At 59.9% G+C, this 16224-nt stretch carries 14 protein-coding genes; 8 read left to right on the top strand and 6 right to left on the bottom strand.

The genetic code is table 11. The annotated features are described in order from the left end of the window. Nucleotides 1–166: 166 nt before the first annotated feature. Nucleotides 167–1099 (bottom strand): NAD-dependent epimerase/dehydratase family protein, encoded by a 933-nt coding sequence (locus tag BGK68_RS25260; protein ID WP_075259332.1) that lies wholly within the window; start codon nucleotides 1097–1099, stop codon nucleotides 167–169. Between the two features lie 108 nt (nucleotides 1100–1207). Between BGK68_RS25260 and BGK68_RS25255 the strand changes: the two genes are divergently transcribed. Beyond that, complete coding sequence (locus BGK68_RS25255) at nucleotides 1208–2101, top strand: LysR family transcriptional regulator (RefSeq protein ID WP_075259331.1); 894 nt, start codon at nucleotides 1208–1210, stop codon at nucleotides 2099–2101. A 67-nt stretch (nucleotides 2102–2168) separates the two neighbouring features. Here the strand turns inward: BGK68_RS25255 and BGK68_RS25250 are convergent, their stop codons facing one another. Both BGK68_RS25250 and BGK68_RS25245 read right to left on the bottom strand, forming a co-directional pair. Further along, nucleotides 2169–2516, bottom strand: coding sequence for a hypothetical protein (locus tag BGK68_RS25250; RefSeq protein WP_075259330.1), 348 nt, complete (start codon nucleotides 2514–2516; stop codon nucleotides 2169–2171). 184 nt (nucleotides 2517–2700) lie between these two features. Then, nucleotides 2701–4323, bottom strand: coding sequence for a methyl-accepting chemotaxis protein (locus BGK68_RS25245; protein ID WP_075259329.1), 1623 nt, complete (start codon nucleotides 4321–4323; stop codon nucleotides 2701–2703). 665 nt (nucleotides 4324–4988) lie between these two features. Here BGK68_RS25245 and BGK68_RS25240 point away from each other — a divergent pair. Continuing rightward, entirely contained in the window at nucleotides 4989–5525 is a 537-nt protein-coding gene (locus BGK68_RS25240; RefSeq protein WP_143433169.1) for a hypothetical protein, read from the top strand. Nucleotides 5526–5719: 194 nt separating this feature from the next. On the opposite strand, the gene BGK68_RS25235 is transcribed toward BGK68_RS25240, so the two are convergent. After that, nucleotides 5720–6601: a LysR family transcriptional regulator gene (locus BGK68_RS25235; RefSeq protein ID WP_075259327.1), complete on the bottom strand. Its 882-nt coding sequence runs from the start codon at nucleotides 6599–6601 to the stop codon at nucleotides 5720–5722. A gap of 341 nt (nucleotides 6602–6942) precedes the next feature. On the opposite strand from BGK68_RS25235, the gene BGK68_RS25230 reads away from it, so the two are divergent. The 5 genes from BGK68_RS25230 to BGK68_RS25210 all read left to right on the top strand — a co-directional run bounded on the left by BGK68_RS25230 (nucleotide 6943) and on the right by BGK68_RS25210 (nucleotide 11431). Next, a complete protein-coding gene (locus BGK68_RS25230) occupies nucleotides 6943–7716 on the top strand; it encodes an SDR family oxidoreductase (protein WP_083657899.1) in 774 nt (257 codons plus the stop codon). Nucleotides 7717–7925: 209 nt separating this feature from the next. Further along, entirely contained in the window at nucleotides 7926–8195 is a 270-nt protein-coding gene (locus BGK68_RS28135; RefSeq protein WP_198937263.1) for a hypothetical protein, read from the top strand. A 193-nt stretch (nucleotides 8196–8388) separates the two neighbouring features. After that, entirely contained in the window at nucleotides 8389–9468 is a 1080-nt protein-coding gene (locus BGK68_RS25220; protein WP_233149414.1) for an ABC transporter substrate-binding protein, read from the top strand. After that, nucleotides 9465–10559, top strand: coding sequence for a FecCD family ABC transporter permease (locus BGK68_RS25215; RefSeq protein WP_075259323.1), 1095 nt, complete (start codon nucleotides 9465–9467; stop codon nucleotides 10557–10559). The genes BGK68_RS25220 and BGK68_RS25215 overlap by 4 nt, the downstream gene beginning before the upstream one ends. Before the next feature lie 80 nt (nucleotides 10560–10639). Next, nucleotides 10640–11431, top strand: coding sequence for an ABC transporter ATP-binding protein (locus tag BGK68_RS25210; RefSeq protein WP_075259322.1), 792 nt, complete (start codon nucleotides 10640–10642; stop codon nucleotides 11429–11431). Here the strand turns inward: BGK68_RS25210 and BGK68_RS25205 are convergent. Both BGK68_RS25205 and BGK68_RS25200 read right to left on the bottom strand, forming a co-directional pair. Then, nucleotides 11418–12857 carry a HAMP domain-containing histidine kinase gene (locus BGK68_RS25205; RefSeq protein ID WP_075259321.1) on the bottom strand — a complete coding sequence of 480 codons (1440 nt, stop codon included), beginning with the start codon at nucleotides 12855–12857 and terminating at the stop codon, nucleotides 11418–11420. The two genes, BGK68_RS25210 and BGK68_RS25205, sit on opposite strands and share 14 nt — an antisense overlap. Next, nucleotides 12854–13576: a response regulator gene (locus BGK68_RS25200; protein ID WP_075260005.1), complete on the bottom strand. Its 723-nt coding sequence runs from the start codon at nucleotides 13574–13576 to the stop codon at nucleotides 12854–12856. Before BGK68_RS25200 ends, BGK68_RS25205 begins: the two co-directional genes overlap by 4 nt. 248 nt (nucleotides 13577–13824) lie before the next feature. On the opposite strand from BGK68_RS25200, the gene BGK68_RS25195 reads away from it, so the two are divergent. Beyond that, on the top strand, nucleotides 13825–16221 hold the full coding sequence (locus BGK68_RS25195; protein WP_198937262.1) for a TonB-dependent receptor: 2397 nt from the start codon (nucleotides 13825–13827) through the stop codon (nucleotides 16219–16221). The last annotated feature ends 3 nt before the right edge of the window (nucleotides 16222–16224 follow it).

The raw sequence follows: 16224 nt of genomic DNA, 5'->3' as shown, positions 1-16224 counted from the left end.
CGTACACGCATTCAGGGGGGCATCTGCTACCGGCAGTATGAGAAAAGTCTCACTGTTTAAAGGAGGGAACAAACCTGAATTTCTCCCGCATTTCACCGGAACAGTTGTCTTGTCATCCCGACATCGTCGTCCTTGGCCGCCGCGCGACTCCGATGGCCAACTTGCTCTAGCCCATGAGCGCCTTCCGGATGCCATCAGCGTAGGAAGTCTTTTCTATCGGTCCGATCAACTGCTGAAGCGCCGAATCATCCATGATCACCGGCTGCGTCTGCAGATAATGCATCTCCACCAGTTCGCGCATCAACGGATTGAACATGCCGATGAGCCGCAGCATGGTTTTTCCCGCCACACGGGTTTTCAACTTGCGCCCGGTCTGGCGCTCCATTTCGGCAACCAGCGCTTTTTGCGTCGTCACGCCGGCGCCGGCCATGTGCCAGATCTTGCCGAATGCCGCAGGTGTGTCCACCAGCTTCGCCACGACCGGTCCGACATCAGGCACGAACACGAACTCGTGTGGACGATCCACTGGCCCGATCATGTCCGCCGTGCCGCCTTGCGCAGCCGCCTTGAGCGCACCATGCAACAGGCTGGCTTCGACGCCGGGTCCGTAGAAGTCCGGCAGGCGCAGCACGGCCGCGCGGATGCGCCCTTCGGTGTGCGCTTGCATCAGCAGATCTTCCTGTGCCTTGCGCATGCGTCCCTTGAAGGTATGCGGCGCGCGTGGGTGATCTTCACGCACCGGTGTGGTTTGCGGCAAACCGTAGGGGTACACCGTGCCGATCAGGAGAATCTGCCTGACACCGGCGCTGATGGCGCCGGCCAGGGTCTTGCGCATCAGCTCGGGATGCAGCTCGAACCGCGTGTAGTGGACGCCGACCAGGTAGATCATCGTGTCGATGCCGTGCGCGGCGGCTTCCACCGAAGCGGGCGAATCGGGATCCCAGCTGACGATCTCGGCGCGCGGATCTGATCCGAAGGTCTTGCGCAAGCTCGCCTCGCTGCGGCCTACAACGCGGTAATGCTGGCCTTGGGCGCTGATGGCGGAGGCGATGCTCCGACCGATGGCGCCAGCAGCACCGAACAGGGCAATCTTGGACATGGGGTTCTCCTTGGCTAGGGTGTGATTGGAAGAGACCCCATTATGCGAAATTGACGTATCAATGAAAATTGCATAAATTAGCCTAGCACCTATACATTAATTAATACCATGGCCGACATCGAACCTAATTGGGAGTGGTACCGTACCTTCCTCAAAGTCCTGGAGACCGGATCGCTGTCTGCGGCCGGACGCGAGATGGGCCTGACGCAGCCGACCGTGGGCCGCCATATCGAAAACCTGGAATCGACGCTGGGACTGAAACTCTTCGTGCGCTCCTTCGACGGTTTTTCGCCCACCGATGCCGCCCTGGAACTCAAGCCCTATGCGGCCGGGATTGCCGCCAACTCTGCCGCGTTGCGCCGAGCCGCCAGTAGCCACGGCAAAGAAGTACGCGGTACGGTCAGGCTGACCGCCAGCGAAGTCATCAGCGTGGAAGTGCTGCCGCCTATCCTGGCGGCGCTCAGGCATCGACATCCGGAGCTGCGCGTCGAACTGGCCCTGTCAAACAAGGTCGATGACTTGCTGCAGCGAGAGGCGGATATCGCCGTGCGCATGTTCCGGCCCCTGCAGGATGCGCTGGTCGCCAAGCGAGTGGGCAGCATCGAATTGGGGCTGCATGCCCACCAGTCCTACCTCGCGACCCACGGCGCACCGAGATCGGTTGACGCGCTGGCCGATCATACGCTCATCGGCTTCGACCAGGAAAGCGCCTATGTGCGCAACGTACTGAAGCAATTGCCCTGGCTGTCGCGCGCCGTCCTGGCCTTGCGCACCGACAGCGACCTGGCGCAACTGGCCGCCATTCGCGCCGGCTTCGGCATCGGCATCTGCCAGGTGGCGCTAGCGGCGAGGGACGATGCACTGGTGCGTCTTCTGCCCAGGCAATTTGCACTCAAGATGGAAACCTGGGTAGCCATGCATGAGGATTTGCGAGCAAGTCCACGCTGCGCTGTGACATTTGCGGCCTTGGTGGCAGGATTGGGCGCCTATATACGAAGTTGACAGTGCGGCGAGAATTTTCAGGCCCCAAGTTAGGAATTGCTGTGCCTGTCGAAAACACCGAAACCGCCTAATGAAAAGGGCCGAGGTCTTCGCCCTTTCCATTCGAGCGAGCACATGATTTGCGGTTTTCTTCGATGAAGAGCAGAAATTCGGCATGCGCTCTTGCAGCGGTCAGCAGCTGAAAAAATCTCGGCTCCGACACCGGGCAGGGTGCGCGGGCTTGAATTTCCAGGCTGCCAAAGATTGCGCGGATATCTTCCGGCTCCGCACCGGATGCATGCATCTCAATCAGACACTTCCTCACTTTCTTTCGTACCAGATCACCTACCAGTTCTCCCTGTTCCGCCTTATTTCCTAATGCGCGAATTTCCTGCACATAACGATCAACTATCTTTTCCCACACTGCCTCCAGCATGCCCCCTCCTTGTTTATCTCGCTCTTTATACACGGTAGAACCGATGAGCTATATCGGGAAGAACCTGATAGCCGAGCGGCTAGGGATGTCCCTACAGGGGCGCGCTGAGATAATTGCCTCGCTTCCTTGGCAGAACGCCCGCTTGGTGCGGGCGTTCGTTTATTCAATTCAAGGGCGCAGAATCCTAGTTAAGTAGGGGCAGATTTCCCGCCACGTGATGGGCATGAGCGGGCGCTTCGGAGTAGCCTGATTGGCGTGCTTGCTGGGCATCCAGCCGGAAGGTCGCGACCAGCCCCGACAATGCACCAGCCTGCTCCTTCATGGAATTGGCTGCTGCGGCGGCTTCCTCCACGAGTGCCGAATTTTGTTGCGTGGCCTCATCCATGTGAGTGATCGCGGTATTGACTTGGGTAATCCCGTGGCTCTGTTCCTGGCTGGCCAGCGATATTTCGGCAACCACGTCCGTCACCCGCTTGACGCTGCTGACTACGTTCTCCATGGTCTGCCCAGCTTGCTCCACCAGGCTGCTGCCACGCACGATCTGGCTGACTGAATCATTGATCAATTCGGTAATTTCCTTCGCCGCGGTCGCGCTACGCTGCGCCAGGCTGCGGACCTCCGATGCGACAACTGCAAAGCCCCGCCCTTGCTCCCCTGCGCGGGCGGCTTCCACCGCCGCATTGAGTGCAAGGATATTTGTCTGGAAGGCGATACCGTCGATGACACTGATGATGTCCACGATCTTTCGCGAAGACGCATTGATGCCATCCATCGTCGTCACCACCTGGGCCACCACTTCGCCTCCTTGACTGGCGACCTCTGAAGCAGAAACGGCAAGCTGACTTGCCTGTTTCGCGTTGTCAGCGTTTTGTTTGACGGTGGTCATCAGCTCTTCCATGGCGGAAGCAGTTTCTTCCAGCGAGCTGGCCTGTTGTTCGGTTCTCGACGAGAGATCAAGATTGCCTGAAGCGATTTCAGAGGAGGCCTGTTCGATAGTGAAAGTGCCTTGCCGAACCTGGGCAACAATCGACACCAGACTGTCACGCATGTTCTTGATGGCAAACAGGAGGGTGGAATTGTCCCCAGTTTTGGTCTGGACGTTTGCGGTCAGATCACCGTCGGCGATCTGCTGCGCGATTTGCGCCGCGTACGTCGGTTCTCCGCCGAGTTGTTTCAGCAAGCCGCGTGTAAGAAGGGCGGCGATGAGGATTGAAATGACGACCACAACGAGCGTCAGCACTGCAACGGTAAGAGCAGCCAGTTGGGCCATGTTGTCCGTCGCAGCTTGGGCTCTGTTATTTTCCGCTTCCACCTGAGCAAGGACAGTCCCAATATCCGCGACGATCTGGCGTCGCAAAGGGCTGCAGTCATTGACCAGGAAATCACGATACTCCTCGGATTTCCCGCTTTCGCGATAGAGCCGAGGACGCTTGAGTTCTTCCGCCATCTGCAACATCCCGGATCGCACTTTTTCAAATTCCTTGTTACCGGCGAACAGGGGCTCGAGATCTTTGATGGCCTTCAGATATAACTGCTTTTGCTCGTCCACGATCGCCAGCTCTTTTTGCGCGTCGGCGTCACTGTGGAAAACATAGGCATTACGAGCGGCGATGCCAGTCTGATCCAGGGCTTCCCGCGCAGCATACAAGGGTGTCAACTTTTGATCCTGTACAGCGAGAACGGCTTTGATCGAACTAGTCAGGGCGCGAATACTGCTTAACGATATGCCCGAGACGAGAATGGTGAGAACGACCAGCGCCCCGAAACCCAGCGCAAGCTTCGTGCCGATTTTCATGTGTTTGAACATGGAACCCCCTTATATGGTTGAAATTGAATGCGAGCTATTTGATCCACAACAGAAAGTCTGAGCGTTTTCCTTCCTGGCTCGCCCCTACAAGATCAGACCATATGGAGATTTCTGATTTTCCCTAAGAGCAAAAGGGTGTGTGTCATTCCTCAATAAAAACGAGTAATTAAACAAAAGGGCGCAGGTCGGTGTAGAGTTGGCAGCTTTTTAGAAAATTTCTTTAGCGCGCATCGGGTTTGACGTCATGATCGTTGGCTATGAAATTGGCGGCGGTTGGGGGATTGGCCGTAGCTGAAAAAAGGTAGAGCGGGGCGAATTGGTAAGGGATGCTGCGAACATCTCTCCTGACTTTGCTTTGCGAATCCGCTAGGATATTTATAAAAATCAATAGGTTAGGGCGGCTTTTTTGCTCCCGAATTCAGTAAATTAGCGGTCCACAAGGCCAAATAGGAGACGGATCGATTTTGAGTTGCGGAGCGGATTTTTTTGGGGCAAATGCGAATGTCGCGCGCGTTCCTGATACAGTCCCCATGTGCTCAATTGGCTCGGGAGTAGCCATTGCACGACACTGAGTTACCTCTTCATTTCAGCCTGCTGTTGGCAACTACCGACAGGAAAATGCATGCTGCGGCAAGCGACTTTAGCTAACCACGGGGGAGTCATCCATGAAAAAACTCATTACATTTGCAATTGGTTTGCTCTTTTTTTCGGTGAGCATTTGTTATGCCCACCCTCCTGAATGCGATCCAGGACCACATGGTTGCGACAACAAGCTTTTGAAACAGCCTTTTTTGCAGATTCACCAGTTCAAGTTGATGGATAAAACCGGCAAGGTTCATTTGCAGATGGATAAAAATGGGAAATTTGAAGTTGAAGGAAGCGCGGCCGGTACGATCGGCAACGATGGAAAAGTCGTCGACCTCAATGGAAAAGTGTTAGCCATTATGCGGGCAACGTCCGTTCTCGAGGATGCGTCAGGGACTCCGTTGGTTCGTATTTCCCAAGACGGGACCATTGACAATGGCTCGGGCGTCAACATCCGATGGACAAAGAATGGGACCCTCAAGCGGGGATCATCGCCTCTGGATGTCAAGCTCGTCCCGGCGTCGGTCGCTACGCGCCGTACAGCGTCAATCTTGTTTTTCCTAGCCAATGATATTCGCGGCCCACAGACTGAAGAGTTGCCTTCGGTCAATAAGTGAAACGCGAACGGTTCGCTATCGTCAATACAAGAAAAACGCCCGCGGATGAACTGCACCCCAAAAGTTGGACATCGATCCAAGCTTTGGGGTGTTTTTCATGGCGAAGTATGATTGATCGACAACCGACTCACTGTCTAACAGAACTGGCTACCAATTACCTCCGCAGATCGTGGGTTCTAGTCATATTGCAATTCCTAGATCCGCGCGGCGAGTTGTTCTGCGAAGAATTCCGTTACCACCCTCAGTCGTTCGGGGATAAATCTGCGTCTAGGCCAAACCAAGCTGATGTCTCGCGCTTCAGTAATGAAAGCCTCGAGGATGGGCATGATGTTCGGATGCCGCAGCTCGCCTACCAATGACGCGCTATTGAACATGCCGATACCCACGCCAGAGCGCACCCCCAAAAGGATCGCTTCCAGCGTATTGGAGGCCATATTTCCGCTCACCGGGACGCTGAACGGCCCCTGTGGTCCAGTGAACGGCCATTCGGTCATATTGTTATAGATCAAGCAGTTGTGATGGACCAGATCTCCCGGGCTTGTCGGAATGCCATGCAGCTCGAAGTAGCTGCGGGCACCCACGCACACCAATGAAGTGGTTGCCACGCGTTTGACTATGGCATCAGGATGTCGCGCCGGACTTATTCTGATCGCCAGATCAACGCCATCCGCCAGCAAGTCCCTTACCCCGTCAGTGAGATGGAGATCAAGCTGAAGCCGGGGATAGCGCGACAGCAAATCCGGAACAAGAGGAAGCACATGCAGCCGTCCGAAAGTTGACGACGTCGCAATCCTGACCAGGCCGGAAATTTCACGCGCGCTGTTCATCAGCTCTCCGTCTACTTGATCCATCTCTTCGAGCAGTGGCTTGGTGCGTTCATAGTATTTACGCCCATGGTCGGTCAACGATACGCTGCGTGTGCTCCGGTTGAACAAGCGAACGCCAAGGCGACTTTCCAGGGCCCCGACAGCCTTGCTCACCGACGATTGTGAATCGCCGATCCGGCGCGCAGCGGCAGAAAATCCCCCTGCTTCGACCACGGCGACGAATGCGCTCAGCTCCTGATATTTATCCATTTCCTCTCCTTTGGCGCCGTTCGACCTTCGTTCATTGGGCTTTGCCTGTGGCCTGGTCATCGTCCACAAGCAAGCAATTAATTCAAATTGGGAATAGATGTGATTCAAATTTAGACGATTATCGTCATATTCCTATTGAATTACCATTCATCAACTGCTGCCGTGTCGAAAAACTTCCCGGCCATGCTCAAAGGCGCGTTGAGTTATTTCCCCCGGCAGTCAGGCCCCCGCTCCCAGTTGCGCAGGCAGTACCGTGTCGACGTCGCATTTGCTCACGCGGTAACCGGTAATCAGCTGCCATGGCGAGGGATGCCCAACATCAGACAAAAGGACTTTGACTTATGAATGCAGCAAACCGTGATGCAGAAGCAATGCAGGCCCCTTCCTTGAACCTGGTCGGCAAAAAGGTGGTGATCGTCGGCGGGAAGACCGGTATCGGCCTGGGAATCGCACTAGGTGCGCAGGCTGCTGGCGCGACCGTAGTGGTGGCCAGCCGCCGCGTCGCCTCCGCCGAGAGCCGTCCCGATCTGGCCGGGTTCGAACAGGTGAGCCTGGATATGAGGGACGAGTCCACCGTGCGAAGCGCCTTCGAAGCGATCGGGCCATTCGATCATCTGGTCGTCACCGCGGCGCCGGATATTGGAACCTGGGGCGGCTTCATGGACGCCGACATGGCCGGGGTCCGCAGCTATATGGAAGGCAAGTTCCTGGGCACGTGGGCTTGTGCACGATATGCTGCCCCGAAGCTGCGCGCCAATGGCTCGATCACCTTCCTCAGCGGCGGCATGGCCACTCGCCCCAAACCAGGCTTCACCGCTGTCACATCGGCCTTTGCCGCCGTGGAGGCGTTGTCAGGCTCTCTTGCCATCGAATTGGCGCCGACACGCGTCAACACGATTCGCCCGGGTTTCATCGACACGGACATGTGGAGCTTCCTGCCCGAGGAAGCGCGGGCAGGCATGAAGAAGAAAGTGGAAGAATCGTTTCCCGCGCGACGAGCAGGCCAAGCGAAAGATATTGCTCACGCTGCCCTGTTCCTGATGACCAATCCCTACGTCACGGGCACTGTCCTCGAGGTGTCGGGCGGTGAAAATCTGGTGGCGAGTGTGTCTTGATCGACTCCGCATCGGCTTCGTAAAGTGCCAGGGCGGCAAGCGCCTGCAATTCGTAGCTGCCCTTCATCGGCGTCATCGATGACCGCTCAGGCGAGGACCGAAGAGATGGACCGGTCCCGTTTTGCGCAACGACTCGGCGTCCCGCTGCCTGCGGGCCATCCAGCTACCCATCTGTATGAGATGCTCACTTCTGGCCGGGCATGAGCGACATGGGCCAGGCCATCCGCCACGAGGTGCTGACCTGGGGCGGTGTGCCGGTCTGTGGGGGCATCGGTGCGACGAAGAAAAGCCACTGGACTTCGCGAAGAGAGCAATCTTCGAAGACCCTGGACGACCAGCACTCAGAGAGCCGGGTGCAGCGGAGGAGGTGGCGCATGGGTGGTGGCAAACATATCGTTCCATGGCGCGGCAGCTTTATCGTTCCCGCCTTATCTCGTCGTCGTTCGACTCAACGTCAAAACGGCTGCACTGAAATGTAATAGAAAGTTGAGTAATCGTTGTTACCGTACATTTCATTACTTTTTCGAGCGCCAATGAAATATTGAGACGGCATGACAGGCCTATAGTTGCTGCTCCAAATGCGACTCATTTCTGTTGAGGAAATGAGTCGCTTCGAAGAATCTGCGAGGGAGCATCGTGACTTTCAGGCGTTTTGTTTCCGGGCTGGCGATCGTGTCAGCCCTTTTGTTTTGTGCGCATGCCTCGGCCCGCGTGGTGACCGATCTGGCTGGTCGCCAAGTGGAGCTGCCCGATCATCCGCAGCGTGTGCTGCTGGGAGAGGGGCGCTTCGTCTTCGCCATGGCCTTGCTAGATAGGGAGAACCCCATCCAGCGCATCGTCGGCTGGCAAGGCGAACTCAAGGCCCAGGACCCGTATGCCTGGGGCCAGTTGCTCAAGCGTTTTCCGCAAGCCGGCCAGGTGCCGCTGATCGGCAAGAGTTCCGAGGCCAGCGTCAGTCCCGAGAAGATTGTCTCGTTGCGGCCCGACCTGGCTATCTTCGGCCTGACCGGCCACGGTCCTACCCGCAACAACCCCATGCTGCGGGCGCTGCATGAGGCGGGCATTCCGGTCATCTTCATCGACTTTCGCGACAAGCCTCTGCTGCATACGGTGCCGAGCATGAAGCTGCTGGGCCAGGCACTGGGCCGCGAAAAGGAAGCCGAGCAATACATCGAGTTCTACCAGTCGCATCTGGAACAGGTGCGACAGATCGTAGCGCCGGTCCCGCAGGCAGAGCGCCCACGCGTCTTCGTCGAGATGCTGGCAGGCGTGTGGCCGGCCTGCTGCCATACCACGGGCAACGGCAGCTATGGCGACATGGTGCAGGCGGCTGGGGGCGTGAACATCGTAGCGGGCCTGGTGCCGGGCGCGCTGGGCGATGTCAGCATGGAGTATCTGCTATCGCATCAGCCGGACATCTATATCGCCACCGGCAGCCGCTCCGAGCCGGGCCGCGACGGGCTGCTCATCGGGCCGGGCGCGACTGCGGCGCTGTCGGCATCGAGCTTGTCGGCATTGCTGGCGCGCCCCGGCATCCGCGAACTGGAGGCCGTGAAATCGCAGCGCGCCTTCGGCATCTGGCATGCCTTCTACAATTCGCCCTACAACGTGCTGGCGGTGGAGGCCCTGGCCAAATGGTTCTATCCCCAGCGCGCTGCGGCCCTCCATCCGGAAGCGACGCAGGCCGAGCTGTATCGGCGCTTCCTGAGCGTGGATGGCCAGGGGACCTACTGGACGGCGCCTGCCAAATGAGTCTCGCCAGTATCGAGATAGCCAAGGCCGGGCAGGCACAGGCCGACGACACCAAGGCTGATCCGGTGCGCGCCTACCGGCGTAGCATGCGCCGCCGCCTGCTCTTCACGGTTGTGTTGCTGGTGCTGATCATGGGGGCGGTGGTGCTGGATATCGCGACAGGTCCGGCAGGTATTGCCTTGCAGGACCTGTTGGCCACCCTGTTGCACGCCGATGCTGCGCCGGCCGGATTGCGGGTGGTGGTCTGGGAGTTCCGCCTGCCCACTGCGGTGATGGCATTGCTGGTCGGCATGTGTCTAGGCTTGGGCGGCGGGGAGATGCAGACGGTGCTGGACAATCCGCTGGCCAGCCCCTATACCCTCGGCATTTCAGCCGCCGCAGCTTTTGGAGCCGCGCTGGCGATCACCTTCAACTGGCGTTTCCCGGTGCTGCCTTCCGGCATGACCGTCTCGGCATGCGCCTGCGCTGCCGCACTCGCTTCGGTGCTGGTGCTGGAGCGGGTGGCGCGCTGGCGTGGCGGTTCCACATTGGGTGTGATCCTGTTCGGTATCGCCCTGGTCTATTCCTTTCAGGCGCTGATCATGCTGCTGCAATTCGTAGCCAGCGAAGAGGCCCTGCAAGGAATCGTTTTCTGGACGATGGGGAGTTTGGCGCGCGCCAGCTGGACCACGGTGGCGATCCTGGGGCTGGCGTTTGCGCTGGTGGCGCCCTTCTCGCTGCGCGACGCCTGGAAGCTCACGGCGCTGCGCTTAGGTGAAGAACGTGCCGCCAGCTTCGGCATCGACATGCCGCGCCTGCGCATGCTCAGCCTCTTGCGCATCAGCTTGCTGGCAGCGCTGTCGGTGTCCTTTGTCGGCACGATCGGGTTCGTCGGCCTGGTCGCGCCGCACATCGCGCGCCTGCTGCTGGGCGAAGACCATCGCTACTACCTGCCGGGCAGCGCCATGGCCGGCGGGCTGATCATCTCGCTGGCGTCGGTGGCCTCCAAGACACTGCTGCCGGGCGTGCTCATTCCGGTGGGCATCGTCACGTCGCTGGTCGGTATCCCGCTGTTTCTCATCATCGTGCTGCGCCGCCTGCGGCGCGAATGAATATCACCCTGAGCGATGGGCTTCATGAAAAATCTGTTGTTTCCCCTGAATGCGTCGTGCAAGAGCGGCCAGCCACAGCCATGAATACTGCATCACTGCGCGTGGCTGGCCTGAAGGTTGCCTATGGTCGCCACAGCGTTATCCCGGGACTGGACCTGCCAGAGTTGACGGCTGGCTCGGTAACCGCCTTGCTGGGACCCAATGGCAGCGGCAAGTCCACGCTGTTGCGTACGCTGGGCGGGCTCACTCGGGCGCAGGCAGGCAGCGTACGCCTTGGTACGGCCGAACTGGCCCAGGCGGATGCCGCCGCGCGGGCGCAGCACGTGGTCTATATGCCGCAGTCCCTGCCGCGGCCAGTGCATCTTTCCGTGTTTGAATCCGTGCTGGTAGCGGCCCAGGCGCTGCAACGCACGCGCCCTGATACGCAGGAGCTGGAGCGTGTGCAAGCGCTGCTGCAGCATCTTGGTATTGGCCATCTGGCACAGCGTCACCTGGATGAACTATCCGGTGGCCAGCGTCAGCTGGCGGCGCTGGCCCAGGCGCTGGTGCGGCGTCCCCGGGTGCTGCTGCTGGATGAACCGCTCTCTGCCCTGGACCTGAACTACCAGTATCTGGTGATGGATCTGCTGCGTCAGGAAACTCGCCTGCACGGCCTGGTGACGCTGGTGGTGCTGCATGATCTCAACACCGCCTTCCGCCATGTGGACCGCGCCTTGCTGTTGCACCAGGGCCGTTTATTGTGCGCCGGAGCAGCGCGGGAGGTGATCACTCCAGCCACCCTGGCGCAGGCCTATGGGGTCGACGGGCGAATCGAGTTCTGTTCACAGGGGTATGGGCAGGTGCAGATCGATGGCTTGCTCAGCGTGGAATAAGAATCTCCACGCGCAGGCCACCACCTGGTCGATTGACCAGTTTCATCTGGCCACGGTGGGCTTGCACTACCGTGGCGGCGATCGACAGGCCCAGCCCGAACCCACCGGTACCCGCATTGCGTGATCGCTCCAGGCGATAGAACGGTTCCTGCACCCTTTCCAGCAAGGCTTCCGGGATGCCGGGGCCGTCGTCGTCCACAAGGATGCACAACTGACCGGCATCATCCCGTAGCTGTACGCGCGCGCGCTGGCCATAGCGCACGGCATTTTCGACCAGGTTCTGCAGACAGCGCCTCAGGCTGCGCGGGTAGCCTTGCAATGGGGCGGCGTGGCCGCTGAGCGTGACTTCTCCGCCGACCTCGGCCTGGTCGGTGCGCAGGCTTTCGAGCAGGCTGTTCAGGTCAATCAATTGGGGGCGCTCCTGGACATCGATGTCTTGCACAACGTTCAGGGTGGCCGAGATCAGGGCATCCATCTCGTCCAGATCCTTGCGGAATTTTTCCTTGCCCTGTTCGTCGGGCAGCATCTCCGTTCGCAGTTTCATGCGAGTGATCGGTGAGCGCAGGTCGTGCGATACCGCTGCGAGAAAGCGCGTGCGCTCGGCAATACTGTCGATGATGCGGCGTTGCATGGCATTGAAGGCCTGGGCGGCGGTGCGCACTTCCAGTGGACCGTCAGTGGAAAGCGGCGCACTGCGGATGTTGCTGCCCAGCTTCTCGGCCGCCTCGGCCATCACCTGCAAGGGTTTCATGGCCAGCCGCACGGCCATCCAGGCGATCAACACCACGGCAAAGATGCGCAGGGCATAGATGCGCATGAAGTAATCGAAGGCGGCGCTATGCGGGGCGGTGCTCATGCCAGCCTGGCCTTCCTCGATGTCGGCCTGCAACCAGCTACCATCCTTGAGCGTCACCAGTACGCGAAAGCGGCCATGCGGGAATTCATCGCGCAGCAACGTCCACCAGGAACTCTCAGCGTTGGCATGCTGGTCGTCCAGCCCCAGCTGAAGCATCTTCCACTGGCGCGGCCCGGCATGCTGTTGCAGCACCGTGCCAAACAGATCGATCACACCCTGCTCGGCGTGCGCTGTCGGAGATGACGACGGGGCCAGTCCAGCCACAGCCAGGTCGGCGCGGTCGAGCGGGTCCGGCAGAGACAGCACGAACTGCGCCCGCGTCAACGATTGCGCCAGTGCCTGGCGCTGGTTTGCCGGAGCATCATCGAGAATCAGCACGGTATCGGCCAGGTGCGCCGCTGCCAGCCGGGTCGGCATTTCCATGGCGGTGCCATAGCGCATGTCGTACCAGATGGTGCCGGTCAGCATCTGCGCTGCCAGCATTCCCGCCACCAGGATCAGGGCCAGCCGGCCTGATAGCGTTTGCGGCCAGGGCCGCCAGGGGAGGGTGCGGCGTGTGGCCTGGCTCATGTGTCGTAGAGCACGTCGGCCATCAGCATATAGCCGGTGTTGCGTACCGTGCGGATCAGCGCGGGCTCGCGAGGATTGTCCCCGAGCTGCTGGCGCAGCCGGCTGATGCACACATCGATGGAGCGGTCGAAGGGCATGGCTTCCTTGCCGTACACCGTGTTGAGCAGGAAGTCGCGCGACAGCGCCCGCCGGGGATGTTCCAGCAGGGCGCGCAGGACCTGGTAATCGGACCCGCCCAGGGTAATGGTCACGCCGGACGGTGAAATGGCCTGGCGCGCCTGGGTATCCAGTTTCCACCCGGCGAAGTGGATGTGGGACACCCGATCGGCCTCCAGCTTTTCGGGGAAGCTGCGCGCGCGGCGCAGGATCACCTTGATGCGCGCCAGCAGTTCGCGCGGGTCGAAGGGCTTGGGCAGGTAGTCATCCGCCCCCACTTCCAGACCGACGATGCGGTCGATCAGGGTGCCGCGCGCAGTCAGCATGACCAGTGGCGTATTACGCTTCTTGCGCAGCTCCCGGCACAGCTCCAGACCGTCTTCGCCTGGCATCATGAGATCGAGGATGATGATGTCAATGCGTTCGTTGCCCAGGATGCGCCACATCTCCTGTCCGCCGGCGGCGGTGAAGGGGCGGTAGCTGGCGGCCTCAAGGTAGTCGGCCAGCAGATGGCGGATGTCGGGATCGTCGTCGACGATCAACACGTGATCTTGTTTTCCCATGAGCATGAGTTCTTGCATGTTGCCATTTTCCCGGTCCGTCTCCCGGCGACCGGCACGTATTTGTAATGCCAGGCAACGCAAGTGCTTGCCATTACATTGCATTACATTTGCTTCGGCTTTCAACACATTGGCGCTGCGTTGCCCGATATATATTCTTTATACAAATGAGAATCATTATAACTTGAGCTGCCTGCGTGCCGTGATCGTCATTGCGCGCGGCGGCTTTTCCTATCGGGGAATACTGAAACATGAAGCAAGGCAGTCAGCATGAAACGCGCGCGCGCCATGGCGCGCTGGATATCGAAACGCTGTTTTCCATCTACGGCAAGCTCTCCGCCACGGTCGGCCTGACCCTTGGCGCACTGGCCTCGGCCGCGCCGGCGCAGGCTGAAGACGCGGCAGCCGCACCGCCTGAAGACAAATCGGGACTCAAGGAAGTGGTCGTGACCGCACCGCGCGAAGCGCCTGAATACAAGGCGCAGGCGGTGTCCTCGCCCAAGTTCACGCAACCGCTGCTGGACTTGCCGCAAAGCATTACGGTAGTGCCCAAGGCAGTGCTGACCCAGCAGAACGCGCAGAATCTGCAGGACATCCTGAAGAACGTGCCGGGCATCACCTTCACCTCCGGCGAGGGCAACCTGGGTTGGGGCGACATGTTCACCATCCGGGGTTTTTCCTCGGAGCAGAGCCTGACGGTAGACGGTGTGCGCGACGCCGGCATGTCCAGCCGCAACGACACCTTCAACCTGGAGCAGGTGGAAGTGTTCAAGGGAACCGGCTCGATCGAGTCCGGCGTGTCGGCCATTGGCGGTTCGGTCAACCTGGTCAGCAAGGAAGCGCGCCTGGAAGACTTCTACAACAGTTCCTTTGGCGTGGGCAGCGCCGGCTATACGCGCTTCACCGCTGATCTCAACCACCAGCTCGGCGCCACCAGCGCGCTGCGCCTGAATCTGATGAAGCAGCAGAACCACGTTGCCGAGCGCGACGTGGTGAAGTACGACCGCCAGGGCATCGCAGCCTCGCTGGGACTCGGATTGGGGACGCGCACGCGGATGTTCTTCGATGTGTTTCATCAGGATGACGACAACATTCCCGACACCGGTCTGCCGATACAGCGCGGCACCGGTGGCAGCGTGATGCCTTACGTCAGCCGCAATGCCTGGTACGGCTCTACCACCTACACACAGCAGACCACGACCGATGCGCTGACGGCGCGGGTGGAGCATGATTTCAGCGATGCCGTGAAGATCCGCAACCAGACGCGCTGGGAACGCGCGGACAATCTGTCGGTCCTGTCGCCGGCTCGCTTCAATGCAGCCAATTCCGCCGGCGCGTCGTTGGGCACTTCGCTTGGCTATGCGGGCAGCGGTTCGCTCACCGCGGCCAGCGGCATCCTGTCCTACAGCGATTTCACCAATACTGCCAATCGTTACGGCGTCTTGCGCGGCAATGACTTTGGTACATCCAAGCGCTACACCATCCTCGACAACCAGAGCGACCTCTCCTTGAAGTTCGATACCGGCGCGATCCGGCACGAGCTGTCCACCGGCGTGGATCTGTATCGTGAAACCTATGGCGACCTGCCGCGCACGGTGGCAGCGCCCAGTGGCGCGTTGTGGTTCGACATGAGCAATCCGGCCGTTTCCTCCGCATCGGTGGCCACCTTGAAAGGTGGCGCAGGAGTGGAGTCGCGCGTGACCAACGCGGGACTGTACGTGGCCGACACCATGAAGTTCTCTCCCCAATGGCAAATCCTCACTGCCCTGCGGTATGACCGTTGGAAGGCGGTCACCTCGACCCGGGGCGCGACCACCGCCAGCAGCAGTGCCGGTGCGTTCAGCGGGCGTCTGGGACTGGTGTACAAGCCGCTGGAGAACGCCAGCCTGTATCTCACCTACGCGCGCGCGGCGCAGCCCTCGGCCCTGGGGGCGACGACCAATAACGCCATCTACGGCAGCGCCAGCGCTTCGGCCTATTCACCGGCCGTGGCCAAGACGCGTGAGCTGGGCGGCAAGTGGGATGTCCTGAACAAGCGTCTGGCGTTGACTGGCGCGGTGTTCCGCACCGAGGTAACCGATTCGTGGGAATACGGCGATGACGAGACCTCTCCCGTGCGCGCCTTGCCGGCCAAGCGGGTCGATGGCGTCGAGCTGGGCGTGCAGGGCAACCTGACCGATGCGTGGTCGGTCTTTGGCGGCCTCACGCGCCTGAAGAGCAAGCAGACCAAGGGCGCCAATGCCGGCAGCGAAGCCAAGAACGTGCCTGACTGGACGCTGAACCTTTGGACTTCCTACGAAGCCAAGCCAGGCCTGTTCTTCAGCTACGGCGCGCAGTACGTCGGCAAGCGCCGCTACAGCGACAACAAGTATGTCGGCGGCCTGAACAACTCCAGCAGCACCGTATCCGGCCCCTCCGGAACCCGTCCGGTGTATGTGCTCGACCAGGAGAAGGTCCCGGCCTACTGGCTGCATAGCCTGGCCGCGCGCTGGCGTGTGGACCGCCGTCTGGCGCTCAACTTCAATGTCGATAACCTGTTCAACAAGTTCTACTGGTCGCGTATCGGGTCTTCGCTGGATGGCTTCCAGCTCTACGGCGTGCCGGGGGCGGGGCGCACCTATACCCTCAGCGCTGACATCAGCTTCTGATGC

The organism is Herbaspirillum camelliae, assembly GCF_001929405.1.
GTDB classification, from domain to species: Bacteria; Pseudomonadota; Gammaproteobacteria; order Burkholderiales; family Burkholderiaceae_D; genus Herbaspirillum; species Herbaspirillum seropedicae.
The sequence above is the reverse complement of the archived record's forward strand: the minus strand, read 5'-3'. Positions and strand labels throughout refer to the sequence as shown.